Annotated in this window: 24 protein-coding genes and 1 rRNA gene; 17 read left to right on the top strand and 8 right to left on the bottom strand. The window is 64.9% G+C overall.

Going from position 1 to position 25,107, the window contains the following annotated elements; all coding sequences use genetic code 11:
- Positions 1 to 267 precede the first annotated feature (267 nt).
- Positions 268 to 382 (top strand): 5S ribosomal RNA (gene rrf, locus IT540_RS06595).
- 137 nt (positions 383 to 519) lie between these two features.
- Here rrf and IT540_RS06590 read toward each other — a convergent pair.
- From IT540_RS06590 to IT540_RS06575, 4 genes are all read right to left on the bottom strand, one after another.
- Positions 520 to 930, bottom strand: coding sequence for a hypothetical protein (locus IT540_RS06590; protein ID WP_291174721.1), 411 nt, complete (start codon positions 928 to 930; stop codon positions 520 to 522).
- 15 nt (positions 931 to 945) lie between these two features.
- A complete protein-coding gene (locus IT540_RS06585; protein WP_291174719.1) occupies positions 946 to 1,329 on the bottom strand; it encodes a DUF4189 domain-containing protein in 384 nt (127 codons plus the stop codon).
- A 141-nt stretch (positions 1,330 to 1,470) separates the two neighbouring features.
- Positions 1,471 to 3,270 (bottom strand): PQQ-binding-like beta-propeller repeat protein, encoded by a 1,800-nt coding sequence (locus tag IT540_RS06580; RefSeq protein WP_291174716.1) that lies wholly within the window; start codon positions 3,268 to 3,270, stop codon positions 1,471 to 1,473.
- Between the two features lie 98 nt (positions 3,271 to 3,368).
- On the bottom strand, positions 3,369 to 3,731 hold the full coding sequence (locus tag IT540_RS06575; protein ID WP_291174713.1) for a hypothetical protein: 363 nt from the start codon (positions 3,729 to 3,731) through the stop codon (positions 3,369 to 3,371).
- 118 nt (positions 3,732 to 3,849) lie between these two features.
- Between IT540_RS06575 and msrA the strand changes: the two genes are divergently transcribed.
- The 7 genes from msrA to IT540_RS06540 all read left to right on the top strand — a co-directional run bounded on the left by msrA (position 3,850) and on the right by IT540_RS06540 (position 12,435).
- Positions 3,850 to 4,509 carry a peptide-methionine (S)-S-oxide reductase MsrA gene (gene msrA, locus IT540_RS06570; RefSeq protein WP_291174711.1) on the top strand — a complete coding sequence of 220 codons (660 nt, stop codon included), beginning with the start codon at positions 3,850 to 3,852 and terminating at the stop codon, positions 4,507 to 4,509.
- Between the two features lie 193 nt (positions 4,510 to 4,702).
- Positions 4,703 to 4,951 carry a hypothetical protein gene (locus IT540_RS06565; RefSeq protein ID WP_291174707.1) on the top strand — a complete coding sequence of 83 codons (249 nt, stop codon included), beginning with the start codon at positions 4,703 to 4,705 and terminating at the stop codon, positions 4,949 to 4,951.
- Between the two features lie 473 nt (positions 4,952 to 5,424).
- On the top strand, positions 5,425 to 7,305 hold the full coding sequence (locus tag IT540_RS06560) for a PQQ-dependent dehydrogenase, methanol/ethanol family (protein WP_291174704.1): 1,881 nt from the start codon (positions 5,425 to 5,427) through the stop codon (positions 7,303 to 7,305).
- Between the two features lie 353 nt (positions 7,306 to 7,658).
- Positions 7,659 to 9,464 carry a quinoprotein dehydrogenase-associated putative ABC transporter substrate-binding protein gene (locus IT540_RS06555; RefSeq protein ID WP_291174701.1) on the top strand — a complete coding sequence of 602 codons (1,806 nt, stop codon included), beginning with the start codon at positions 7,659 to 7,661 and terminating at the stop codon, positions 9,462 to 9,464.
- A gap of 133 nt (positions 9,465 to 9,597) precedes the next feature.
- Positions 9,598 to 10,167, top strand: coding sequence for a c-type cytochrome (locus tag IT540_RS06550; protein ID WP_291174698.1), 570 nt, complete (start codon positions 9,598 to 9,600; stop codon positions 10,165 to 10,167).
- Positions 10,168 to 10,192: 25 nt separating this feature from the next.
- Positions 10,193 to 11,434 (top strand): ABC transporter substrate-binding protein, encoded by a 1,242-nt coding sequence (locus IT540_RS06545; protein WP_291174695.1) that lies wholly within the window; start codon positions 10,193 to 10,195, stop codon positions 11,432 to 11,434.
- Between the two features lie 26 nt (positions 11,435 to 11,460).
- Positions 11,461 to 12,435, top strand: a complete 975-nt coding sequence (locus tag IT540_RS06540) for a PQQ-dependent catabolism-associated beta-propeller protein (RefSeq protein ID WP_291174692.1) — start codon at positions 11,461 to 11,463, stop codon at positions 12,433 to 12,435.
- Positions 12,436 to 12,608: 173 nt separating this feature from the next.
- Here IT540_RS06540 and IT540_RS06535 read toward each other — a convergent pair whose 3' ends face one another.
- Positions 12,609 to 14,168 (bottom strand): glycosyltransferase, encoded by a 1,560-nt coding sequence (locus tag IT540_RS06535; protein WP_291174689.1) that lies wholly within the window; start codon positions 14,166 to 14,168, stop codon positions 12,609 to 12,611.
- 150 nt (positions 14,169 to 14,318) lie between these two features.
- On the opposite strand from IT540_RS06535, the gene IT540_RS06530 reads away from it, so the two are divergent.
- The 4 genes from IT540_RS06530 to IT540_RS06515 all read left to right on the top strand — a co-directional run bounded on the left by IT540_RS06530 (position 14,319) and on the right by IT540_RS06515 (position 18,009).
- The gene (locus tag IT540_RS06530; protein WP_291174687.1) at positions 14,319 to 15,188 is read left to right on the top strand and encodes a transporter substrate-binding domain-containing protein; all 870 of its coding nucleotides are present in this window, start codon (positions 14,319 to 14,321) and stop codon (positions 15,186 to 15,188) included.
- A 220-nt stretch (positions 15,189 to 15,408) separates the two neighbouring features.
- Positions 15,409 to 16,203, top strand: coding sequence for a UDP-2,3-diacylglucosamine diphosphatase (locus tag IT540_RS06525; RefSeq protein WP_291174685.1), 795 nt, complete (start codon positions 15,409 to 15,411; stop codon positions 16,201 to 16,203).
- Complete coding sequence (locus tag IT540_RS06520) at positions 16,203 to 17,261, top strand: glycosyltransferase family 1 protein (protein ID WP_291174683.1); 1,059 nt, start codon at positions 16,203 to 16,205, stop codon at positions 17,259 to 17,261. Before IT540_RS06525 ends, IT540_RS06520 begins: the two co-directional genes overlap by 1 nt.
- A 166-nt stretch (positions 17,262 to 17,427) precedes the next feature.
- Positions 17,428 to 18,009: a hypothetical protein gene (locus IT540_RS06515; RefSeq protein WP_291174681.1), complete on the top strand. Its 582-nt coding sequence runs from the start codon at positions 17,428 to 17,430 to the stop codon at positions 18,007 to 18,009.
- Here IT540_RS06515 and IT540_RS06510 read toward each other — a convergent pair.
- The 3 genes from IT540_RS06510 to IT540_RS06500 form a co-directional block, all read right to left on the bottom strand.
- Positions 18,006 to 18,377 (bottom strand): glyoxalase superfamily protein, encoded by a 372-nt coding sequence (locus IT540_RS06510; protein WP_291174679.1) that lies wholly within the window; start codon positions 18,375 to 18,377, stop codon positions 18,006 to 18,008. The two genes, IT540_RS06515 and IT540_RS06510, sit on opposite strands and share 4 nt — an antisense overlap.
- 41 nt (positions 18,378 to 18,418) lie before the next feature.
- Positions 18,419 to 18,700: a translation initiation factor IF-1 gene (gene infA / locus IT540_RS06505; protein WP_026867740.1), complete on the bottom strand. Its 282-nt coding sequence runs from the start codon at positions 18,698 to 18,700 to the stop codon at positions 18,419 to 18,421.
- Between the two features lie 113 nt (positions 18,701 to 18,813).
- Positions 18,814 to 19,020 (bottom strand): cold-shock protein, encoded by a 207-nt coding sequence (locus IT540_RS06500; protein WP_072395637.1) that lies wholly within the window; start codon positions 19,018 to 19,020, stop codon positions 18,814 to 18,816.
- 664 nt (positions 19,021 to 19,684) lie between these two features.
- Here IT540_RS06500 and rpmI point away from each other — a divergent pair.
- From rpmI to pheT, 5 genes are all read left to right on the top strand, one after another.
- Complete coding sequence (gene rpmI, locus IT540_RS06495) at positions 19,685 to 19,885, top strand: 50S ribosomal protein L35 (RefSeq protein ID WP_072397462.1); 201 nt, start codon at positions 19,685 to 19,687, stop codon at positions 19,883 to 19,885.
- A gap of 54 nt (positions 19,886 to 19,939) precedes the next feature.
- The gene (gene rplT, locus IT540_RS06490; RefSeq protein ID WP_291174672.1) at positions 19,940 to 20,305 is read left to right on the top strand and encodes a 50S ribosomal protein L20; all 366 of its coding nucleotides are present in this window, start codon (positions 19,940 to 19,942) and stop codon (positions 20,303 to 20,305) included.
- Between the two features lie 196 nt (positions 20,306 to 20,501).
- Positions 20,502 to 21,569 (top strand): phenylalanine--tRNA ligase subunit alpha, encoded by a 1,068-nt coding sequence (pheS, locus tag IT540_RS06485; RefSeq protein WP_291174670.1) that lies wholly within the window; start codon positions 20,502 to 20,504, stop codon positions 21,567 to 21,569.
- Between the two features lie 142 nt (positions 21,570 to 21,711).
- Entirely contained in the window at positions 21,712 to 22,398 is a 687-nt protein-coding gene (locus tag IT540_RS06480) for a hypothetical protein (protein ID WP_291174668.1), read from the top strand.
- Between the two features lie 125 nt (positions 22,399 to 22,523).
- Positions 22,524 to 24,956 (top strand): phenylalanine--tRNA ligase subunit beta, encoded by a 2,433-nt coding sequence (pheT, locus tag IT540_RS06475; protein ID WP_291174665.1) that lies wholly within the window; start codon positions 22,524 to 22,526, stop codon positions 24,954 to 24,956.
- The last annotated feature ends 151 nt before the right edge of the window (positions 24,957 to 25,107 follow it).

Raw genomic sequence — 25,107 nt, 5'->3', positions numbered from 1 at the left:
GGTGTGGAAGTGCAGCAATGCATGTAGCTTACCGGTACTAATAGCTCGATCGAACTTCGATCGCTCTCATTTAGCAATGCTCATCTTTATCCCTCACGCCGCTATGCCGCGCTTTCGCGCGGTGCGGCTCCGGGAGGGCGGCGCTCGCGCCGGGGCTGCAGTCGCAGCCCGCGGACCTTCGGTCCGAAAGGCGCGGTGTACAAACGCCGCTCGATGGGCGTAGGAGCAAGCACGGAAAGACCAGATTTCGCCTCACGCTTCCGCCGACCTGGTGATTATGGCGGGGTGGCTGCACCCGATCCCATTCCGAACTCGGCCGTGAAACGCCCCAGCGCCGATGGTACTTCGTCTTAAGACGCGGGAGAGTAGGTCGTCGCCAGGTCTGCCGAAGCGTGACGCGAAACATGAATTCATCAAACTCCTCTTCACGCTCTGCACAAAAAAGCCGCCTTGGCTCTCGCCTGGGCGGCTTTTTTGTTTGTGGCGTCGCGCTGGCGACGAGCTCGCCGGGCGCGCACGTCAGTCCTGATTGTAGCGCTTGGCCGACGGCGGTCCGAATGTGCGCTCCATGGCCGTGCGGACCTCGCACTCGCTGAGCCCCAGGGACTGCAGGTAGTAGAAATAATCCATGGAGAGCTCGGGCGGCGGCTCGAGCGCTTCGGCGGAGGGTACTGCAGGCAGCGGCGGCGGCGGGGCCTCGTCGGGAGTCGCCTGCGGCGCCGTCGGCGCGGCTACGGCCTTGTTGAGAAGGAGATCGGCCAGATAAGCGCCCAATGCCTCGGATGCGCCCTTGAGCGCTGGCTTGCCGACGTACTCCTTCAAGATCTGCGCGCAGCGGCCGATCATGCCGCCGGCCGACGCCGGCTCCGGCCACAAAGCGGCGGTGGCGAGCAATCCCACGAAGATCAGACTCCCGGCTCTCGACCTCATAGGCGCTCTCCAATGTCACTCGCAGGAGTGACCCATGGCCATGCATTCCTGCGTGTTGAGCTGGCATTCGATGACGGCGTTGCCGACCGCCTCAGCCGGCGTCGCGCCGCGTCCAAAGGCGAAGTCGTTCAGGCCGCGCGCGATCGCGATGCAGCCCGATGAGGTGGTCAGGACCTGATTCGTGCAGCAATCCGGAATGCCGCCCCGCTCGACGCAGTTGTCGATGGCGGCCTGCGCTGCGGCGTCCGCCGAGGGCAGGCCGTTGGCCATTCCGACCTTGCCTGTCCTGGCGCAGTAAGCGAGCCCCGACGCGCCGGCGCAAGCCTGGCCCATGAACAGCAGATACGCAGCCAAGCATGCGAGATAGCGAACATGGGTCATGGCCGGCGTGCCCCCCATCAAACCGCTCCGTCTGCCGACATTAGAAGATCGGCTGCTCCGGCGCTAGGTCGGAATACCTATGGGATCATCCTTGATGCCGAGCGCGTCTCTCTCTGCACTCGCGCGGCCGACAAATTGTGCTCACGACACAGTTGTCCGTCAGTCCGGCAGCCCGAACGCGATCACGGCGCCGCCTTGGCGGAAACCGAAAAGCTGGTTGCCGCCGGCTGCGACGGCGATGAGCTGCTTGCCTCCGACGGCATAGGTCACGGGTGGGGCGTTGACGCCCGCGCCGCAGTTGAAGGACCATAAACGCTCGCCGGACTTGGCGTCGAACGCCGAGAGATCGCCTTTGCCTTCTCCCGTGATGACGAGGCCGCCGGCCGTGGCGAGCACGCCGCCGAGCAACGGGTCATCGGTCTTCTGCTGCCAGGCGATGCGGCCCCCAGCCTTGAGATCTATCGCGGTCAGCGTGCCCCACTTCTCGCCGCCGTCTATGGTCTGGAACGCCGAAGTCTTGATGGCGGGCTTATCGCCGTCGGCGGGAATCTCGCGGATGACGTAGCGCATCGGAAGATGCATCGCGGCGACGTAGGCCAGGCCGGCCTTCTCGTCTATGGACGTGGGCGACCAGTTCGAGCCGCCGCCCGCGCCGGGCGCGACATCGACACCTTCCGGCGACGGCCTCGCGAACAGATTGGCTTGCGGAACGAACGCCTCGGACTTGAAGAGCAGCTTTCCGTCGCGGCGGTCGTGCACATAGTACCAGCCGAGCTTGCTTGCCTGGCCTACGGCGGGAACCGTCGCTCCGTCGACCGTCACGTCAAACAAAGTCGGCGGGCTCGCGACGTCGTAGCCCCACAGGTCGTGCGGGATCTGCTGATAGTGCCAGACGAGCTTGCCGGTCTTGGCCTCGAGCGCGACCAGCGACGATGCGTAGAGATTGTCGCCGGGGCGCGTGTCGTCGATCGACTGCGGTGACGGATTGCCGATGCCGAAGAAGATGAGGCCCCGCTCGGTGTCCACAGCGGGCGCATGCCACACCGAGCCGCCGCCGAACTTCCATGCGTCCTTGAACTTTGCCGCGGCCGCCTTCTCCGCCGGGATGTCGCGCGGGAGCTTCACGCCGTCAGGCGTGGTGTCGCGGAACTCGCCCTCCCATCCCTCCTGCGTCGTATCGAACTGCCAGACCTTGGCGCCGGTCTTCGCGTCGTAGGCGGCGAGGAAGCCGGGACGGCCATAGCGGCCGGCGACGCCAATCACGGCGCCGAGCGGCATGCCGGGACGGGCCGAGTCCAAGTGCAGGCCATAGCCCACGCCGGTGATGCCAGCGAACACCAAGCCGTCGAAGAAGAGCGGCGCAGCCGCCGAGCCAACGCCGGTCGAGCCCGTGATGCCGCGGTCGGACAGCGTGTTGCCTTCGCCCCTTGCGCGCTTGTCCTCGGTCGCCACCTCGCCGCCGTCCGTGAGCGAGACGTCCCAGGCAACGTTGCCGGTCGCGGCATCGAGCGCGACGAGGCGTGCATCGACGGTGGAAACGAACACGAGGCCGTTGCCGATTGCGACGCCGCGGTTGGCAGGGCCGCAGCACAGCTTCTCGGTCTTTCGCTTGTGCTCGTAGCGCCAGAGCTCGCGGCCCGTCTCGGCGTTGATGGCGATCACGTGCGAGAACGGGGCCGAGAGATACATGATCCCATCGGCGACAAGCGGCGTGGTCTGGAAGGTTGCGGAAACCCCGGTCTGATAGATCCACTTCGGGGCGAGGCCCTTGACCGAGCCGGTATTAATCTGGTCGAGCGGTGAGAAACGCTGGTTCGCGTAATCGCGGCCGTGGATGAGCCAATTCGACGTATCGGCGCGGGCGGCCGTCAGCCGATCGTGTGTCACGGGATCGGCTCCCGCAGGTGCCGCCAGCACCCAAAAGAGCGGGAGGAGGAGCATCTTGCTGAAGCGCATCATCGGGGCCTCCGCGGAATATGTTCGTCGTTTTCTATGGATCTCCCGGACAGCCGAAACAACGCCTCCAATGGTCGATTGGGTGGCCGAGGGGACCAGGCCTAGAGCGAGCCTACGGCGACCAGGCCCGCGAGCAGCATGAGCGACATGGCCGTCGAGAGGTTGATGTCGCCGAACTCGCGCACACGGACCTCGCGGATCACCTCGCGCACCTCGACGTCCGGGCGGGGGTCGGGCTCGCGGGCGCGGATCCAGTTCCAGAAGAAGCGGACGAAGCTTCCCGTGCGCCGCCAGATCTCGAACGGCGCGCGGCGCCATCCATATTTGATACCATAGATCGCGAAGACCAGGATGGTGATCTGAAGCAGCGTCGAGACCCAGCCGCTGATCAGGAACCAGACCAGCGACAGCAGGAGGCCCGCGATGGACAGTAGCGTCGAGGCAAGCCAACCGAGGACTTCCATGCCCTTCTCCTATTTGTGCGCCTAGGCCCTGCCTCTCGAAAACGTGACCGCGATGCCTGCAACGCGGGTGCCCGGCGTCCGTATAGCTTTCAGCTAACCTAATCCATCAGGTGTCAAAATGCTGTTCGCCAGGAAGAAAACCGAGATGCCCACGGCGGAGACCGCGCTCGAGGGCCGCCCCGCGCCGCTGCCCACGGCGGAGGAGCATTTCATTTTCGGCAGGCCGCTCAAGGGGCCCTATCCGGATGGGCTGGAAACGGCCATGGTCGGGCTCGGCTGCTTCTGGGGCGCGGAGCGGAAGTTCTGGGAGCTCGGTGCCGGCATCTGGGTGACGGCGGTCGGTTATGCCGGTGGCTTCACGCCCAACCCGACCTACGAGGAGGTGTGCACTGGGCGGACCGGGCACAACGAGGTCGTGCGCGTGGTGTTCGATCCCAAGGTGATCTCCTACGACGCGCTGCTCAAGGCGTTCTGGGAGAGCCACGACCCGACGCAGGGCATGCGGCAGGGCAATGACGTCGGCACGCAGTATCGCTCGGGCATCTACGTCACCTCGGATGCGCAACAGGCGGCGGCCGAGGCGTCGCGCGCGTCCTATCAGGAGCGGCTCTCGGCTGCGGGGTACGGCGCGATCACGACCGAGATCGTGCCGGCGCCGGAGTTCTATTTCGCCGAGGACTATCACCAGCAGTACCTGGCCAAGGTTCCCCACGGCTACTGCGGCCTCGGCGGGACGGGCGTCGACTGCGCGTTGCCGACTGGCGTGACGGCCGCCTGAGCCCGCTTGCGGGTACACGTGCTCGCGGCTCTTGACACCCCAGCGGTGTCAGGGGCTGCACATTTTGTGTCTGCAACGCCACGGAGGCGTTGCTACTTTACCTTGTCCTCCAGATACTTATCGCGATGCACAATTTGGCCCTTATTGTGCAGTGAAAGGGCACGTCATCAGTGGGAAGACGAGGGGTAGAACAATGGGCGTAAAGCGGTCCCTGTTGGTCTGTGCGGGCGTGGTTGCAGCGACCGCAGCCGTGGCGGAGGAGTTCAAGCTGCCGCCGGAGGTCACGCCGTCGCTCCGTGCAGCCTGCGAGACCGATGTCAGGCGCCTTTGCATCGGCAAGGATCCGACCGTGGCCAAGGTCAAGCGCTGCGTGCTCGTCAAATATTTCCAGCTCGGGCGGAAGTGCCAGGTTGAGCTGGCCTCGATCGGTCTCGGGCGCTAGTCCCGCTTTAACCTTACGACATCCGCGTCGGCCGCCCGGTCCCGATCGGGCGGCTTTTTGCTTGGTGCGCACGTGGCTGAGTGTAATCACGTGTTCGTGAACAGGAAGTTCTCCTATCCATTATGGGAAATTCCCCCCTCGCTGTTCTGGTATAACATCCCTACCGTGCCCTCTGCTGGTGAGAGCATATGCGCGGCCTCTGATCGCTTCAGGCGTCCCTGCGCTCGGCCCTCATCGGCGCTTGTCTCTTGAAGCCAGGGAGCGACGGACGATCCGACTGTGGTGATTTTCCTGCGCCACACCCGCAGGGCTCAGTCAAAGGGACCCGCACAAGAGTCCCGATCGAATTCGTAAAGCCAAAATTCGCGTAAGCGACCGCGTCGCTCGGATCCTCGTCGGGGAGCCTGCGGAACGGACGGCCGTGCTTTGCCTGGTCCAAGCCGCAAGCCTCGTAGCTAGGAGAGGAGACCGAAATGACCAACAGACTTGGCCTGCTCACGGGCAGCCTCATGTTGGCGATGGCGGGGCTTTGCGGCCCGGTCCTCGCGAACGAGGAGGTCGACAAGCGTGCGGCTGATCCCAACCAATGGGCTTCGCCCGGGCGCGACAATGCCCTCACTCGCCATTCGACGCTGAAGGACATCAATACCGACAACGTCAGCAAGCTGCAGATGGTCTGGTCGCAGTCGACCGGCGCTCTACGCGGCCACGAAGGCCAGCCGCTGTTCATCGACGACGTGGGCGGCAAGCCGATGCTGTTCTTCGTCTCGGGCTGTCCCAACATGGCCCAGTGTAACATCGCGCAGGGGCTCGATCTTTCCGATCCCGACCATCCGAAGCAGATCTGGAACTACGTCAAGACGACGGACCGCGACGAGTCGGCCGTGCCGCGCGCCTGCTGCGACACCGTCAACCGCGGTCCCGCATTTGCTAACGGCAAGCTCTACTACGGCACGCTCGACGGCTTCCTGATCGCGCTCGATGCCGCGACCGGCAAAGAGGTCTGGGTTGTCAAGCACGCCTGGCCCGAGAAGGGCGAGACGAGCACGAGCGCGCCGCTCATCGCCGAGAACCTCGTGATCCTCGGCTTCGGCGGCGACGAGTTCGCGGCCCGCGGCCGCGTGACGGCCTACAACCTCGAGGACGGCAAGAAGGTCTGGGAATGCCACTCGACGGGCTCGGACAAGGACGTGTGCCTCACGCCCGAGACCAACAAGGCCAACCCGCATTACGGCACGGCCGGCAAGGACCTCGGCATCCATACGCACGTCGGCGACGAGTGGAAGATCGGCGGCGGCGCGGCCTGGGCCTGGTTCAGCTACGATCCCGAGCTGAAGATCGTCTACTACTCGACCGGCAACCCGGGTCTCTGGAGCCCCGCGTACCGCTGCTCGAAGAAGACGCACGAGGAGTGCAACACGGGCGAGTTCGACAACAAGTGGTCGATGACCATCTTCGCCCGCAAAGTGGAGACCGGCGAGGCCGTCTGGGCCTACCAGATGACGCCCTTCGACCAGTGGGACTATGACGGCGTCAACGAGAATATCCTCGTCAACATGGAGGTGGACGGCAAGCAGCGCAAGACGCTCGTTCACTTCGACCGCAACGGCTTTGCCTACGTCATGGACCGCGAGAACGGCGATCTGCTCCGCGCTCACAAGTACGTGACGACGGACTGGGCCGAGAAGGTCGACCTGAAGACCGGCCGGCCGGTCAAGGTGCGCGAGCACTCGCCGCTCGAGCGCGGCCGCAACGTCTCGGCCTGCCCGTCGGCAATGGGCGGCAAGGACCAGCAGCCCTGCGCCGTCGACCCGGCCGAGCCGAACAAGTTCTACTGCCCCACCAACAACTGGTGCATGGAGCTTGAGCCGCAGGAGCGCACGCACACGCAGCAAGGCACGGTCTATGTGTTCGCCAACGTGTACATGTATCCTGAGAAACCCGGCACCACCGGCAAGGTCAAGAAGTTCGACGTCTTGACCGGCACGGCGGACTGGGAGATCCCGGATCCGTATCCGAACTGGGGCGGCACCATGGTGACCGACGGCGGCCTGGTGTTCTACGGCTCGCTCGGCGGCGATTTACGCGCGGTCGACCGCAAGGACGGCAAGGTGCTCTGGAGCCGCAAGCTTGCTTCGGGAATCATTGCCAACCCGATCACCTACAAGGTGGGCGGCAAGCAGTACGTCTCGGTGCTGGCCGGCATCGGCGGCTGGATCGGCGTGCCGGTGACCGCGGGCCTCGATCTCAACGACAAGTTCGGTGCGATCGGCGCGACGGCGATGACCAAGGCGGCCAACCTCGACAAGATCCCGCAGGCGGGCACGCTGTTCACCTTCCGGATCTACGAGTGATCCCACGCTGACGTGAGGAACGCCCGGCGTTGTAAGACGCCGGGCGTTTTTGCCGTCTACGTCCGGGAAAAATGTCACGGGATCAACGGAACTTGATCAGCGCAAACGGGCTTGTTTGCTTGTGGCCGTGCTACGCAACGATATAGAGTCACAGTAAATTTTGCATGTATAGGATAGGCGTGACAGTTCAGCCGGGTCATCCAGTGGCGTTCCTTTGCGGAAGCCAGCGCTTTTCCTCGCCCTTGCGCGGAGGCGCGAGGGGTGAGGAGCAGCCCGGCGGTGAGCGTGATGGATTCACGCGCGCCCTGATCCACCTTCACAAGATGACAGGTGGGCTGCGGATTTGCTTGTCCGTGGCGGTGCTGACGGCAGGGATGTTGCCGGGGCTGCTCGCAAGTACGGCGTCGGCGGCCGATCCGGGGTTCCGCGCCAACAAGGAATTCGACGAGCTCACGGCGGCGGAGAAGACCGCAGCCAGGGCTGCCGGCAAAAAGGCTTTCGAGCAGAAGACGCTGGGTCCGCTCAAGGTGTGCAGCGATCCCGGCAATATGCCGCTCTCCTCGAACACGGAGGAGGGGTTCCAGAACAAGATCATGGCCGTGCTCGCCAAGTCCTTGGGGACGCAGGTGATCAACTTCTGGCGGCCCTATCTCGAGCGCGGCATCACGCGCCAGACGTTCGAGACCAACGATTGCGACGTGCTTGTCGACATGCCGAGCGTCTATGCCGGCGTGCTCACGACACTGCCCGTCTACCGCACAACCTACGTGCTGGCCTGGCGCAGCGATCGCGGTCTCGACATCTCGGGGCTGGACGATCCCAAGCTCAAGGAGCTCAAGATCGGCGCCTACCAGACCTCGGCCATCCGCGAGGTGCTGAAGCGGCGGGGGCATAGCTCCAACGTCGTGCTGCACACCGTTAGCCACAACGGCGACCTGATTCCCGAGCAACAGCCGACCTATCAGGTGCAGAAGGTGCTGGACGGCAAGATCGACGTGGCGGCCGTCTGGGGTCCGTTCGCCGGCTGGTACAAGACCATGAAGGGTGAGCCGATCTCGATCCTGCCCGTCAATCTCATGGACGACGACGTGCCGCTCGAGTTCGACCTCGCGCTCGGCGTCAGGCCGACCAACGTGGTGCTCAAGTTCGCGCTCGAGTTCGCGCTGGAGGCAAACCGCGTCGAGATCGAGAAGATTCTGCGCGACTACGGCGTGCCGCTGGTCAAGTGCAGCCGCTGCGTGGTGGCCGGCGACCTGCCGGCGCACGGCTTCTACACCAAGCCGTTCGAGGTCAGCGAGGGGCCCAAGGCCGAGGCTTCGCCCGACCAGCGCGTGACCCGCGAGCGCCTTGAGGCCTGGCTCGCGGAGGGCGCCGATGTCCAGGCGGAGCTTGCCAACGCCGTGCTGGCGTCGGACGCGGACCGTATCCGCTTCCTGGTCGAGAAGGGCGCCGACATCAACAAGCGCGATGCGCAGGGCTACGGCGCGCTGCAGGGCGCGGCGCGTAACCGCAACGACAAGATCATCCCGCTGCTCATCGAGCTCAAGGCGGACGTCAACGGGCGCGACAGGGACGGTTTCACGGCGCTCATCCATGCGGCCGAGCGCAACCATGTGCCGTCGATCCGCGCACTGGTTGCGGCGGGTGCCGATATAGAGGCTTCGGTGGACGGCGGCTTCGGGCCGCTGTCGCTTGCCATCGAGAGCAGCAAGCTTCTGGCGGCAAAGGCGCTGATCGAGCTCGGCGCGAACGTCAACGCCGTGGCCGGCACCGACCGCGTCACGCCGCTCATGGTGGCGGCGAGCCAGCTCGCCGTCGGGGAAGCCGCCAAGGAGATCGAGCGGCGGCAGGGCCTGCGCTCGACGGATATCGCCACCGCGCTTGTGGAGCGGGGAGCCAACGTCAATGCCGTCAACGCGCATGGCGTCTCTGCGCTCATGATCGCAGCGGCACGAGGCAACATCCCCATGCTTGGGCTGCTGCTCGAGGCAGGCGCGGATTCCAATCTCAAATCGCGGGCGGGAAAGACGGCGATCGACATTGCACGCGAAAATCTCAACGAGGATGCCGTCAAGTCCATCACGCTGTTCCAGTCCACCATCTCCGAGCGTACCCATTCCCGCGGCGACGCGGCGGGCGGGGGAAAGGAAAAGCTTTGAGCATGGGGCGAGGCGCGCCGTGCGCATCGGCAAAGCGAACATCTCTGCAAGCACAGGAGAGACGAACGACAGGTGCCTCGCTGTCGCTCGGATTGTCGGGAGGCGGAACTTGAATGACACGAGGAACTGAAACGTGAAAAGCCAATTCCTGAGGCTGCTCTTCATAGCAGCGCTCGCAACCGGAACGTTCGTCGGTGCCGCCGGTGCCGCAGACGAGCCGGCGTCTGCAGAGAAATCGGAGCCCACAGCGGCCGAGCCGAAGGCCGAAGGGGCACCGGAAGCGGCTGCTCCCGCCGAGGCGGGAGCTCCGATGAAGCCCATCGATCGCGTCAACGCAACCCCGAAGGGCCAGCTTAAGAATCCGTTCGACTACAAAGATCCGAAGATCGTCGAGCAGGGATACAAGGCTTACATGGGTCTCTCCTGCAACGGCTGCCATGGCGGCGGGGGCGGAGGCGGCATGTGTCCGCCGCTCACAAACGAAACCTGGGTGTACGGCGGCGATGACGACACGCTCTTCCGCCTGATCGTGCTGGGTAGCCAGGACCTGCAGAAGGCAGGCTATTCCCGCAAGGGTCAGGAAGGCGTTGTCGGCCCGATGCCGGCCTACAAGGACATCGTCGAGGAGGAGGAGAGGATCTGGAAGGCCATCGCCTGGATTCGCTCGGTCTGGAAGGGGCGTGCGGAAAAGATAACCTGGTAACGAGAGAGGATCGCGGCTCGTGCATATGCCCAGTAAAATAACACTCGGCTCGGCGGCCGCATTTTTGCTCTTCGTGGGATGGGCGGCGGCGGTTCAACCCGCTGCCGCCATCCCGGAAGCGCCTACCGAAGCGCCGCCGGGCGCGCTCGTGACGAAAATCGTCTACATCGGCAAGCGCTATCCGGAGCCGCTGCCGCTTTCGCTGCTCGACAAGCCGCTCACGGACGAGGGCGTGCAGGGCGCGCGCCTCGCTATCAAAGAAAACAACATGACGGGCCGGCTCATCGAGCAGCATTTCGAGCTGGTCGAAGTGGTGGCCAAAGCGACCGAGGACATCGTGCCCAAGGTCAAGGCCGAGCTTGCCAGCGGAAATGGTCTGATCGTTGCCGATCTCGAGCCGTCGGATCTGCTGGCGGTGGTAGATCTTCCGGAGGCGAAGGACGCCGTCATCTTCAACACGCGCTCCAGCCGTGACGAGCTCCGGCAAGAGGAATGCCGGATCAACCTCTTCCATATCATCCCGAACTGGGCGATGCGCGCCGATGCGCTCGCGCAGTATCTCTCCTGGAAGAAATGGCGACGCTGGTTCGTCATCCATGGCACGACGCCTGGGGACGTGGAGTACCTGGCGGCGATCCGCCGCGCTGCCAACAAGTTTGGCGCCAAGATCGTGCTCGAGCGCTCCTATGAGTTCGATGCTGGATCGCGGCGCACCGATTCCGGGCATCAGCAGATCCAGACGCAGATGCCGATGCTGACGCAGGGGGCTCCCGAGTACGACGTGATCTTCGTCGCGGATGCGGGCGAAGCCTTCGGCGACTACCTGATGTTCCGCACCTACGAGCCGCGTCCCGTGGTCGGCAGCCAAGGGCTGCAGGCCGTGGCGTGGCATCGCTCGTTCGAGCAGTACGCCGGGACGCAGCTCCAGAACCGCTTCGAGAAGCAGGCGAAGCGCTTTATGACGGAGCGCGATTTCACCGCCTGGCTCGCCGTGCGCGTCGTGGGCGAGGCCGTGACGCGGTCGGGCAAGAACAAGCCGGAGGAGGTCAACGACTTCATCCTGTCTCCCGACTTCGAGGTGGCCGGATTCAAAGGCGTGGGGCTCACGTTCCGGAAGTGGGACCACCAGATGCGGCAGCCGATCCTGCTCTCGGGGCCGCGCACGCTGGTCTCCATCTCGCCGCAGGACGGCTTCCTGCACCAGAAGTTTCTCACCGACACCCTGGGCTTCGACGAGCCCGAAACGAAGTGCCGGTTCAAAAAATAAGACCTTGCCCTAGGAGAGGACGACCCATGAAGCGCTTCATTCCGGCCGCGGCGTTTGCGGCGGCGTTTTCCCTCGTTGACGTTGACCCCGCGAGCGCCGCGACGATCTTCGTTTCTAACGAGAAGGACAATACCGTCACGGTGATCGACAGCGAGACGCTTGAAGTCGTGAAGACCATCGAGACGGGAGCGCGGCCGCGCGGCAGGGTGCTGACGCCCGACTTCAAGGAGCTGCTCGTATGCGCCGGCGACGACAACCGGCTCGACGTGGTGGATACGGAGACGCTCGAGATCGTGCGCACGCTCGAATCCGGTCCCGATCCGGAGTTGCTCGACGTCGATCCCAAGGGCGAGCGCATCTATATCGCCAACGAGGACGAGGGCTACGTCACCGTCATCGAGCGGGTGAGCGGCAAGGTGCTGGCCGAGATCCCCGTCGGGGTCGAGCCCGAGGGCATGGCGGTATCGCCCGACAATGCGTTCACCGTCGCCACGTCCGAACAGACGAGCATGGCGCACTTCATCGACAACGAGACTTTCAAGGTGACGGCGAACGTGCTCGTCGATACGCGGCCGCGCGTCGCCGAGTTCACGCGCGATGGGAAGCTCGTGTGGGTCTCGGCCGAGATCGGAGGCACGGTGGCCGTCATCGATCCCGGGACGCACAAGATCATCAAGAAGTTCGGTTTCGAGATCCCGGGCGTCCGGCGCGAGCTGATCCAGCCGATGGGTATCCGCTTCACGCTCGATGGAAAGACGGCGTTCGTGGCGCTCTCCACGGCGAACCGAGTGGCAGTGGTCGACGTCGCGACCTACGCGATCAAGGATTACATCCTGGTCGGGCAGCGACCCTGGCACATGGCGTTAGGACCGGACGGGAAGAAGCTCTACGTCGCCAACGGGCTTACCAACGATATGACCATCGTCGACGTGGCAACGCTGAAGCCCGAGAAGTCGGTGCCGGTCGGACGGCTGCCGTGGGGTGTGGTGATCAAGCCGTAGGTGTTTGGGCGGTCGATGTGCGCGTGGCCGCTGGGTCCCGGCTCTGCGCTCCGGCTTTCGCCGTCGCTTGGCCGGGATGACAGGGGGTGGCCACCCGCGCTTTCCCCTTCTGTCATCCCGGCCGAGGCGCATTGCGCTGAGAGCCGGGACCCTGGGGCCGCACGTGATGCTCCTTACTCTGCTGCCGCGGACTTGTTGAAGGCTGCGCGGGGGCGATGCTGGGTCTTCTCCCAGCGGTAGGGCGCGTGTGCGAGCTGGAAGAGCGCCCGGTAGGCCGCGAGCGAGATCAAAAGCCAGTAGACCGGCATGAGAAGCGCCGAGACGGCGAGCCGGTGACGTCCGCGTCCGGCGACCGCCACGCAGCCGAGTGCGACGCCCGTGACATAGCCCAGCACGAGATTGGTGAGGCCGAGCACCGTCACAACGCTGGACAGCGCGTGATGGTACGGCGCTCCGAGGGGGCCGTATGCGGCTTCCGCGATTGCCACAACGTAGAACCAGGGGTGCACGAGGGCCGAAAGCACGAGCCCGCCCATCAGCACCTGAAGCCCGAAGAACTGGAGCCAGCCCAGATCCCGCATCGTGCGGAGGGGATCGCGCATGTGCACCAGGTAGGTCTGCATCCATCCCTTGAGCCAGCGCGTCCGCTGCCTTAGCCAGCTTCCGAAGCTCGCAGGCGCCTCCTCCCAGGTCGTCGAGGCAAGCACCCTCACGGTGCGGCCGCTGCGGGCAAGCCGGATCCCGAGGTCGGCGTCCTCGGTGACGTTGAACGGATCCCAGCCGCCGACCTCGTGCAGCACCGCCCGCGGGAAGTGATTGGAGGTTCCGCCGAGCGGGACGGGCAGGCCGAGGCGCTCGAGGGCCGGGAGCAGGCAATCGAAGAGCGCCGTGTACTCGATGGCGAACTGCCGGGTGAGCCAGGTCTCCTGATCGTTCAGGACATTGAGCTGGGCCTGGGCGCAGCCGATGGCCGGGTCGGACGCGAGCAGCCTCGCCGCGCGGCGCAACTGATCGGGCTCGGGCAAGTCCTCCGCGTCGTAGACGCCGACCACATCGCCCGTTGCGCGGCGCAGGGCATAGTTGAGCGCGCGCGGCTTCGTGCGCGGGCGTCCTTCGGGCACGACCACGACCGCCATGAACGGCAGGAGCTCGGCGGCTGCCACCGCCGCGCGGGTGTCCCGGTCCTCCTTCTCGAGGATCAGCAGCACCTCGAGGCGCTCGTGCGGGTAGTCGATGGCGCCAAGGGCCGTGACGAGGTCCGGGACGATGGCGGCCTCGTCGTAGAGGGGTATCAGAAGGGAGTAGCGCGGGAGGAGCGGCTCTGTCTCGGGATCCACGGCGGCGACGGGTGGCGTGCGGGTCGTGAAGACCGTGTTCCACAAGGCGGCGGATCTCACCGCCACGATGCAGAAGAAGGGAAGGACCAAGATGGCCGCGAGGACGAATACGGCCTGCGTCAGGGCCAGGGCCGCCAGGATCGCAAAGGCCGGCAGCAGAAGGAAAAGCGTCCATCGCTGCCACGGCCAGGTAGGCTCGCCGGCTGAAAGCTCTGGACGGCGCCGGCGCAGGCCGTTGACGGCCTGGTCGAGATCGTATTGCTCGATGGCATGGTGATCGGCGGGGTGGCTGACGGGCCGAGGCCACGGGAAAAGCGGGATGCGTGGTAGTATAGTTAGGTGTTGGGCACGCGCGTCGGGTGCGAGGCCCGCACGATGCTCAGGATGGTGACGCACTTGAAAACGCCCCCCGCAGCATTCCCCCCTCGGGCGAGCCCTTTTCACACAGCTCACGCCGGCAACGATCTTGCCATATTGGTTTCGATGTTAAATAAAATTCTCGATCGAGCGCATCGCAACATCTCTCACGCCATGATTTCTGAAACCGTGCCTCGCACCGCAACACGCAGCGCACTTGCCGGGCGTGCGATCGCCGGTGCGGTCATGGCGCTGCTGCTCGCGCTTACGATCGGCGTCGGGATCGCGGGCACTGCCCGCGGCCAGGCGCCAGGGCTTGGCGCGACCGCACCCGAGGGCGGCTCGGGCGAGCCCCGGCGGTTCGTCATCCGCTTTCTGACCGAGGGCGAGTTTCCGCCGTTCAACTATTACGACGACGAGGGCGTGCTCTCCGGCTTCAATGTGGATCTTGCCAGGGCGATCTGCCTTGAGGCCGGTGCCGCGTGCGATATCAAGGTGCGGCCGTGGGAAGAGCTTCTGATCGCGCTCAGGCGCGGGGACGCCGATGCTGTGATCGCGGCCCACCGCGTGACGGCGGGAAGCCTGGCCGAGGTCGACTTCTCCGATCGCTACTTCTATACGCCTGGCCGGTTCGCGGCCCGCAAGGGAGAAACGGACGGCGAGATCAGCCCGGACGAGCTCGACGGCGTGACCATCGGCGTCGCCAAGGGCACCGCGCACGAGGCGTTCGTAAAGGCGTTCTACCGCGACAGCCGCATCGTGCTGTTCGAGAACCCCGAGCTTGCACGCGAGGCGCTTCAGCAGGGCAAGGTGGAGCTCATTTTCGACGATGCCATCGGCCTCGCCTTCTGGCTCAACGGATCGCTGTCGCGGCAGTGCTGCGAGTTCAGGGGCGAGGCGTTCCTCGAGCCCAAGTACTTCGGCGACGGGCTGGCGGTCGCGCTCCCGCGCAACGATCCGCAGATCAAGACCCTCATCAACAACGCGCTCAAGCGGGTGCGCCAGAGCGGCCGGTTCCAAGAGCTGGTCGAGCGCTATTTCCCGGTCCGCATTTACTAATGCGTGGTTGGGGGCTCGTCCGCCTGCGGGTGCCTCACGCCCTTGATTAGACCGAGTGTTTTGCCGATCCACTGGGCAAGGCGCTGGGACGGTCGTGGCCTCCAGCCTCCTGTCCACCGGACCGGCTTCGCCCCATCGCCGCAGGGGCCTGACTGTCATACTCCTGAAATGCAAATCCCTTGTAAGGAGCCCAGGGGCATCCGCTGGGAGGCTTTGGGGAATGGGGACGGAACGCTTCTACCGGACATTGTTCATATCCGACGTACATCTCGGCACGCGTGCGTCCCAAGCCGATATGCTTCTCGACTTCCTCAAATACAACGAGGCGGAGACCATCTATCTGGTCGGCGACATCCTCGATTTCTGGCGCATCAAGCGCGGCGCCGTCTGGCCGCAGACCCATAACGACGTGCTGCAGAAGCTCCTGCGCAAGGTGCGCAAAGGGACGCGGATCGTCTACATCCCGGGCAACCACGACGAGGGCCTGCGCGACTACGTGGGCATGCACTTCGGCGGCATCGAGATCGAGCGCCAGGCGGTGCATACGACGGCCGCCGGCCGCCGCTTCATCGTCATGCACGGCGACGAGTACGACGTGGTCGTGCGCTATGCCCGCTGGCTCGCCTTCCTCGGTGACCGGGGCTACGAGCTCGCGCTGTGGTCGAACTGGCCCTTGAACTTCATTCGCCGGCGGCTGGGCCTCGGGTACTGGTCGCTCTCGGCCTATCTCAAGCACCGCGTCAAGACGGCCGTCAGCTTCATCGGCGAGTTCGAGAAGAACCTCGCCGAGGAGGCGCGCCGGCACGAGGTGGACGGCGTCATCTGCGGGCACATCCACCATGCCGCGGACCGCGACATCGACGGCGTGCACTACATCAACACGGGAGACTGGGTCGAGAGCTGCACGGCGGTGGCCGAGACCCATACCGGGGAGATGGAGCTGATCCGGTGGCTCGACGTCATGCGCGCGCGAGAGGCACGTCCGGTTGCGGACCCGGCTCTTCAGGCGGCGTGATGCGGATCCTGCTCGCGACCGACGCCTGGTCTCCCCAGATCAATGGCGTCGTGCGGACCTATCAGCGGTTGGCGCATGAGCTCAGGCTCATCGGGTCCGAGCTGGTTGTGCTCGGCCCGCAGAATTTCCGTTGCGTTCCCTGCCCAAGCTATCCGGAGATCGGGCTCGCCATCCCGGATCAAAGGCGCTGCACGGAGCTGATCGAAGCGGCCAGGGTTGACGCCATTCATGTGGCGACGGAGGGTCCCGTCGGGTGGATGGCGCGGGCCTACTGCAAGCGGCGCCGGCGGCCGTTCACGACCAGCTTCCATACGCGGTTTGCCGACTATGTGAGCGCGCGCTGGCCTGTGCCGGAATCCTGGGTCTATGCGATCCAGAGGCGCTTTCACCGGCGTAGCGCGGGCGTCATGGTGGCGACGGAGAGCCTGGCAGCCGACCTCAGCCGCCGCGGTTTCGAACGGCTGCTGCCCTGGACGCGCGGGGTCGATACGACGCTGTTCCGCCCCCGGCGCGTGCGCCTTTTCGGGGCGGGTCCGGTCTTTCTCTATGCGGGCCGCGTGGCGGTCGAGAAGAACATCGAGGCGTTCCTGCGCCTCGATCTGCCGGGCATCAAGGTCGTGGTCGGCGACGGCCCGCAGCTCGCGGAGCTCGAGGCGCGCTATCCTTCGGCGATTTTCACAGGCGTGCGCGAGGGCGAGGGTTTGGCCGACTGCTACGCCTCCGCGGATGTGTTCGTGTTTCCGAGCCTTACAGACACCTTCGGCATGGTGATGCTCGAGGCCATGGCCTCGGGCGTGCCGGTGGCGGCGTTTCCGGCCATCGGCCCGAGGGACCTCGTTACGGACGGTGTATCCGGCGTGCTCGCCAACGACTTGAGGGAGGCGGCACTGGCCGCGCGCGGCCTCGATCGCGCGGGCGTGCGGGACGCCGCTCTCGCCTTCACCTGGGAGGCGGCTGCCAAGATTTTCCTCGCCAATATCGAGGGAGCGCTGGCGCAGGTGCGCCAACGGGACATCGTTGCCCGCGGCATTTCCATGGGGCGCGCCCGCGCCGTGTGAGCGCGCCTGGCGCCGGGCTTCGCGGTCAGGAACCACGGCGCGCAGCATTACAGCATTCGTAAGGCTGCCGGCGGGAAATTGCGCTGGCCACCCCATTCGATTTGGCTATTCTCTCACCCTTTCGGAAAGTTTGCCTATCGGTTGAGCGACGGGGATCGGGTCTTCGATGCCATTTCGTTGGACGTTCAGGTTTGTCGTCCCGATGGCGGCCGTGGCGTGCCTCTTTCTCTCCGGAGAGGCTTATGCCAAGTGCCGGATGAAAGGCCCGGACATCTCGATCGCCGGCATTGCGCTGACGGACCGGGAGAGCGCGGTCAAGGTCGTGGGGGAGAGCGCCAAGCTCGAGGACAGCGAGGACGATCTTCCGCATGCGCGTTTCGTATCGACCAACGGCGCGCAGGAGCTGGTGCTGTTCGCCCACTACGGCGCGATCGAAGACGAGTATGCCGAGGCCGAGGTGCGGATCGCGGGGCCGGAGGCGCTCGCGCTCAAGGATCTGCCGATCGAGAGCTTCAAGACGGGGCGCGGTGTCGAGCTCGGCATGAGCGTCGCGCAGGTGCAGGCGTTGTTCGGAACCTGCTTCAAGTCGCGCCAGAAGACCGGGCAGGAGCTGTTCTTCGAGTACGAGATCGAGAACGCCGACCGCGATCCCGAGCTCAAGACGTTCGGGTTCCCGGTCTACTATGCAGAGTATGAGTTCAAGCGCGGCAAGCTCGTGCGCTTCCGGTTCGGCTTCGCGTATCCCTAGCCCTTGCGCTCCGCGAAGGTGATCCTGTTGCTCGCGGGATCGGTGACCGTCATCTCGAGCCCGCCCCAGGGCGGCTTTTCCAGGCCGGGTCGAGTGTTCTTGTAGGCCTTGGCGGCGAGCTCGGCGTGGAACCCGCGGAGCCCCTTGATCTCGATGCGGACGTGGGAGCCCGGTGTGGCGTCGCCGTGATGCTCCGAGAGGTGGAGTACGATGCCGTCGCGGCTCACCTGCATGTAGAGCGGCAGGTCCGGCTCGAAGCGATGCTCCCAGTCGAGCGTGAAACCGAGGAAGTCGAGATAGAACTCGCGCGCCTTGGCTTCGTCGAAGCTGCGCAGCACCGGTACGGTTCTCAAATATGCGAGCGGCATAATCTCGTTTCGGCGCGTGCTGCCGGAGAGCGGGCCGGCGATCAGCGGGGCCGGCGGGGGCCGCCGCCGGGGCCGACCGACGAGGGCGGCGGGCCGGAGCGCGCGTCCTTGTGGCGGAAATTGATACGGCCCTTCGTGAGATCGTAGGGCGTCATCTCAACGGTGACCTTGTCGCCCGCGAGGATGCGGATGCGGTTCTTCTTCATGCGCCCCGACGTGTAGGCGATCACCTCATGTCCGTTGTCGAGCTTCACGCGGCAGCGGGCATCGGGAAGGACCTCCTCCACAACACCCTCAAACTCGAGCATCTCTTCCTTCGCCATTCACACTCCCTCGGGCGAACCGGATCAGGCGTATTCAACGCCGATCGGCAAAAAAACAAAAATAACGGGGAGCAGACGCCTCCGCTCCCCGTGCTCATCCCAAGTATCTTGGTTCAGAGCGGACGCAGGTTCACGGCAGCGATCTTGCCGTTGCGCCCACGCTCAGTCTCATAGGCAATCTTCTGTCCCTCGCGGAGAGTCTGCAGACCGGCGCGCTCCACGGCCGAGATGTGCACGAAGACATCAGCACCGCCTTCTTCGGGCTGTATGAAGCCGTACCCCTTCTGACCGTTGAACCACTTTACAGTGCCGTTCGCCATTATAGTGCCTCCACAGCAGGTCGTCCTATCCCCGGACCCGATGACCGGAGACGTCATCAAATCGCGCGATGGAGACTTCTAGTTTCAGCGTGGCCCGCTGTCGCAGAGTGAACCAAGGCGTGTTCGATGGCCCTATATGAACCGGCTTTTCTATAAAGGCAAGATGTTGCACGGGGTTCGAAGACTATGATCTCGGGAGCACTGTCAGTCGGCTAAATTGAACAGCATGAGTAAATAATGATACTTCTGCAGCAAGTCTCTGACCTGTGTCGGGCTGGCTGTTCCAATGCTGTGACTGTCACACGCCTATCAAACTAGAGCAAAGATTGTGCTAGACATTGGTCTAGGCAACTCATGTAAAGTTCTAGCTCCGTTGGAGATTCCTCACATTTGGTCGCAGGCGCCCCAATGGGCGGCCGGCGGGCTCGGCAAGCTCCCGTGCTCCTGGGGAACTCCCTGTTGCAATTGACAAAGCCCGCCCGTATAAGTCGCCGCTGAGCCGCCCGGCGGGGCATGCCGTGGCGGCTTTCATGCTTTTACTATCTGCGGTTTCCGCAACAAAAGCAGCCCTTACTCTCCCGTCTTTTTTGGCGCGGCGAGGCGCAGGGTCTGCCCGCCGTTCTGGTCGGGCACGCGGGCCGTTTCCGAACGTAAGGAGAGCAAAATGCCCAAGCTGAAGACCAAGAGCGGCGCCAAAAAGCGCTTCAAGATGACCGGCACCGGCAAAGTTAAGGCGGCGGCCCAAGGCAAGCGGCACGGCATGATCAAGCGTCACGCGAAGTTCATTCGCGACGCGCGGGGCACCATGGTGCTCAACGACAGCGACGCCAAGATCGTCAAGAAGTACATGCCCTACGCGCGCTGAGCTCGTTTCCGAGCCCGCATATTGTCATTTGACCCGTCATAAGGAAGCAGACCCATGGCTCGCGTCAAACGCGGTGTTACCGCTCACGCCAAGCACAAAAAGGTTCTTAAGGCTGCCAAGGGCTATTACGGCCGCCGCAAGAGCACCATCCGCGTCGCCAAGCAAGCCGTCGAGAAGGCCCTGCAGTACGGCTACCGCGACCGCAAGCGCAAGAAGCGCACGTTCCGCGCGCTGTGGATCCAGCGCATCAACGCCGCCACGCGCGAGCATGGGCTGACCTACGGCCGATTTATTCACGGCCTCTCGAAGGCTGGCATCGAGATCGACCGCAAGGTGCTTGCGGACCTCGCCGTGCATGACGCGGCGGCGTTCAAGGCCCTCGTCGATCAGGCTGCCGCCGCGAGCAAGGCCGCGGCCTAACCCACGTCCCTGCTCATCCCGGCCGAGGCCCAACGCGCCGAGAGCCGGGACCCAGGGCCTCCTCGCGTGGCAGCGTGTCCCCTGGATCCCGGATCATCGCGCGGGATCGCTCGCTCCTCCTGCTCCAACGCCTTGGCCGCGCGATGTCTGGGATGACACCCTGGGATCGCAGCGTGCGATCATAATGAGGCGCGTGATGTCTGGCACGTCGGAACTCGAAACGCTGAAGGCTGAGCTTCTGGCCGAGATCGCCGGTGCCGATGATCTCGCAGCCATCGAGGCCGTGCGCGTATCGGCGCTCGGCAAGAAGGGGCGCATCGCCCAGCAGATGGCCAAGCTCGGCACGCTGCCGCCCGAGGAGCGCAAGAGCTTCGGCGCGGCAACCAATGCCGTGAAGGATGCGGTGAGCCAGTCGCTCGAGGCGCGCCGAGCGGATCTCGAGGCGGCGGCGCTGGAGGCGCGCCTTCAGAGCGAGCGGGCCGACGTGACCCTGCCGGTGCGGCCGGGACCGGAGGCGCTGGGACGCATCCATCCCGTCAGCCAGGTTTTCGACGAGTGCGTCGAGATCTTCGCCGACCTCGGTTTCGACGTGGCCGAAGGGCCGGACATCGAGACCGACGAGATGAACTTCGGCAAGCTCAACATTCCGCCCGAGCATCCGGCGCGGCAGGAGCACGACACCTTCTATTTCCCGCAGAAGGCCGACGGCTCGCGCCTGCTCCTGCGCACGCACACGAGCCCGGTGCAGATCCGCACCATGGAGGCCCGCAAGCCGCCGATCCGCATCATCGCGCCGGGGCGCGTCTATCGCTGCGACAGCGACCAGACGCATACGCCGATGTTCCATCAGATCGAGGGGCTGGTCATCGACGAGACCACCCACATGGGCCATCTCAAGTGGGTGCTCGAGGAGTTCTGCAAGGCGTTCTTCGAAGTCTCCGACGTGAAGATGCGCTTCCGCGCCTCGCACTTCCCGTTCACGGAGCCTTCGATGGAGGTCGATATCGGCGCCGAGGCCATCGGCAAGCCGGGGCAGTGGCTGGAAATTCTCGGCTGCGGCATGGTGCATCCGAACGTGCTGCGCAATTGCGGACTCGATTCCGAGCGCTACCAGGGCTTCGCGTTCGGTATGGGCCTCGACCGGCTGACGATGCTGAAATACGGCGTGCCGGACCTGCGCGCGTTCTTCGCGGCGGACCTGCGCTGGCTGCGCCACTACGGCTTTTCCGTGCTCGATGTGCCGACGCTCGCCGGCGGATTGTAGGGCGCAATCGATTTTGATCAGACCTATGATTTATGCGGCGGCCTGATAGGCTCCGAAGCGACCACGTCTCAGCAGCTCCAGCCTCGGCTTGGCCGAGGCTGGCTGGACTCGCGGCGGGCGATCAGCCTGGAGGGGGGCTTGCATGCCTGATTTTCTAGCGAAGTTTTTCAAGCTCGTCGGCGAGAACAGCGGCGCAGCGATTGGCCTCACCATGGTGATCGGAATTGTCGTCGTGGTGTTCTTCGTAATCAACATGTTCGTGGGCTCGCCGGGAGTAGGAGCCTTGTTTTTTGCGTTGCTTTTCCTGTTCTGCGCTCTGTTGTCTTTCGCCGCGCTGATCACGTTCGACCTGATGAACCAAATCGGGATTGCCAGCCGGAAGATCCAGAAAGACGGAAGGCCCGAAAGCGAGCTCTATGCAACGATCCGAGCCGGCCTTGCCGAGGATATGGCTGTCGTCTTGATTCTGTTCTGTTTCGCGGTTCTGGGATTTTACGGGTCGACCTATAATTGGAGCCAGGTCAACGGGAGTATTTTCACCACAACGGCGAGCGCAGGGGACGTCGGGCTGTTTACTTTCGATATCCTGCTCAAGGGCGCCTTGTTCGACATCATCGAGCACTATCACGGCAGCGTATCGCCGATCGCGCTTAACTACAGCAGCTACGGATACTGTTTCTATTCCCTGATCTTCCGACTCTACGTCTCCTTGATCTTCATCGGCTCAGCTATCAAGATATTGGTGCTGCTCGGCGAAATCGATGCCATTCGCAGGAGCAAGGACGAGCTCACGAAATTCATCTCCTTCCTTCCCGATGGCGATGCCTGAGCCCGCGTGGGTGGCGGTCGTGCCGCTTGGCGCAGTGGCGCCAAAGGGACGAAGGCGCTAAGACCGCTCGTCAACTCTTCCCCGCCCGCAGTTTGCCGTGCGGTGGTCAGTCGAGGTTATCGTTCATGAAGTTCACGCTGAGCTGGCTCAAGGATCATCTCAAGACCAAGGCGACGGTCGAGGAGATCGCGACGAAGCTGTCGGCTATCGGGCTCGAGGTTGAGAGCGTCGAGGATCCGGCAGACAAGCTCGGGGCGTTCCGCGTGGCGCGCATCGTCGAGGCCAAACGGCATCCGAACGCCGACAAGCTGCAGGTGGTGCAAGTCGAGGTCGAGAAGGGGAAGCCCTTGCTCGAGGTCGTGTGTGGCGCGCCGAATGCGCGCGCCGGCCTCGTCGGTGTGTTCGCGCCGCTCGGCACCTACATCCCGGGCTCCAAGATCACGCTCGAGAAGAAGCCGGTGCGGGGCGTCACCTCGAACGGCATGATGTGCTCGGCGGCGGAGCTGGAGCTGTCCGAGGACAGCGAGGGCATCATCGAGCTCGCGCCGGAGATGGCCGAGCAGGTGGGCGAGCGCTACATTGACGCCGCTGGCCTCAACGATCCGGTGTTCGAGGTGAAGCTGACACCGAACCGGCCGGACTGCACAGGCGTGCGCGGCATTGCCCGCGACCTCGCGGCGGCGGGGCTCGGCACGCTGAAGCCCGAGAAGGCGATTTCGGGCGTGGAGGGCGGTTTCGACAATCCAGTTCAGATCAAGCTCGAGTTTGCGAAAGGCACCGAGGATGCCTGCCCGGTGTTCGCGGGACGGCTGATCAAGGGCGTCAGCAACGGGCCGTCGCCCGAGTGGCTGCAGACGCGGCTCAAGGCGGTGGGACTCAGGCCGATCAACGCGCTGGTCGATGTGACCAACTACATCAGCCAGGATCGCGGGCGGCCGCTGCACGTCTACGACGCCGACAAGCTGAAGGGTGCGGTCAGGGCCAGGCTCGGCAAGGCGGGCGAGACATTTCTCGGACTCGACGGCCGCCAGCACGCGGTCGACGAGACGATGTGTGTGATCGCCGACGACAGCGGGCCGTTGGGGCTCGGCGGTATCATCGGCGGCGAGTCCTCGGGCTCGACGGAGGCGACGAAGACCGTGCTCGTCGAGAGCGCGTACTTCGATCCCGTGCGCACGGCGGCGACGGGGCGCAAGACCGGGCTGGTGACGGACGCGCGCTATCGCTTCGAGCGCGGTGTAGATCCGGAGAGCGTGCTGTCCGGGCTCGACCTTGCGACGCAGATGATCCTCAAGCTGTGCGGCGGCAAGCCCTCGAAGGCGACCGTTGCCGGCCGCGTGCCGGATGCACGCCATGCCATCGTGCTCGATCTCGGACGTGTGGAGAAGCTCAGTGGTCTCGCGCTACCGGCGACGGAGATCACTGGAATTCTCGAGGGGCTAGGCTTCGTGCTGGTCGGCGATGGGGACGTGATCGAGGTCACGCCACCGTCGTGGCGGCCGGACATCCATGGGGCCGCCGATCTGGTCGAGGAGGTCGTGCGCATCGCCGGCATCGATCGCATCCCGGCGACCGCCTTGCCGCGGACGAGCGGCGTCGCGCGGCCTGTGCTCACCGACACGCAGAAGCGTGCGCGCAAGGCGCGGCGGGTGCTCGCGGCGCGCGGGCTGGTCGAGGCGGTGACGTGGTCGTTCCTGCCGAAGCCGCAGGCGGAGCTGTTCGGTGTGGGTGCGGCGCTGGTCGAGCTTGCCAACCCGATCTCGGTTGATCTGGCCGCGATGCGGCCGAGCCTGCTGCCGGGCCTTGTGACGGCCGTCGAGCGCAACCGCAACCGCGGGTTCGCGGACGTGGCGTTGTTCGAGCTCGGGCAGGCGTACCGCGGCGAGCGGCCCGAGGACCAGTACCTGTCGGCGGCCGGTGTGCGTGCGGGGACGGCCGGCCGGTCGGGTAGCGGACGGCATTGGGACGGCAAGGCCGAGGACGTTTCGGTGTTCGATGCCAAGGCAGACGCAGTTGCCGTGCTTGCGGCGCTCGGCATCGACGCGGCGAAGGCGCAGGTCACGCGCGATGCGCCGTTGTGGTATCACCCGGGCCGCTCGGGCACGCTGCGGCTCGGGCCCAAGACGGTGCTCGTGCACTTCGGCGAGATCAATCCCCGCACGCTGGCCGCGCTCGACGTGGCGGCGCCGGTGGTCGGGTTCGAGGTGTTCCTCGATGCGCTGCCGCCCGAGAGGCGGAAGTCGCGCGCCAAGGCGCCGCTCGCGGCGTCCGACCTGTTGCCGGTCAGGCGCGATTTCGCATTCGTCCTGGATCGGGCCGTCAACGCGGGCGATGTGGTGCGGGCGGCGCTCGGGGCTGACAAGGCGCTGATCGCCGCGGTCTCGGTGTTCGACGTGTTCGAGGGCGGCGCGCTCGCGGCCGAGGGCAAGAAGTCGGTCGCGATCGAGGTGACCTTGCAGCCTACGTCGGAAACGCTGACCGACAAGGCGATCGAGACGATCTCCGAGAAGGTGATCGCCGACGTGAAGAAGGCGACGGGTGGAGAGATCCGGAGCTGAGGCGAGCGTGTGTGTGTGGCGCCCCCTCACCCGCTCGCTGCGCTCGCGACCTCTCCCCACCGGGGAGAAGTAAAGTTTCGAGCCTGCGTGCGCGCTTTCACCTCTCCCCGGTGGGGAGAGGTCGGAAGCGATCGTCAGATCGCTTCCGGGT

The organism is Hyphomicrobium sp. (assembly GCF_020852195.1).
Classification (GTDB): Bacteria; Pseudomonadota; Alphaproteobacteria; order Rhizobiales; family Hyphomicrobiaceae; genus Hyphomicrobium_C.
The sequence above is the reverse complement of the archived record's forward strand: the minus strand, read 5'-3'. Positions and strand labels throughout refer to the sequence as shown.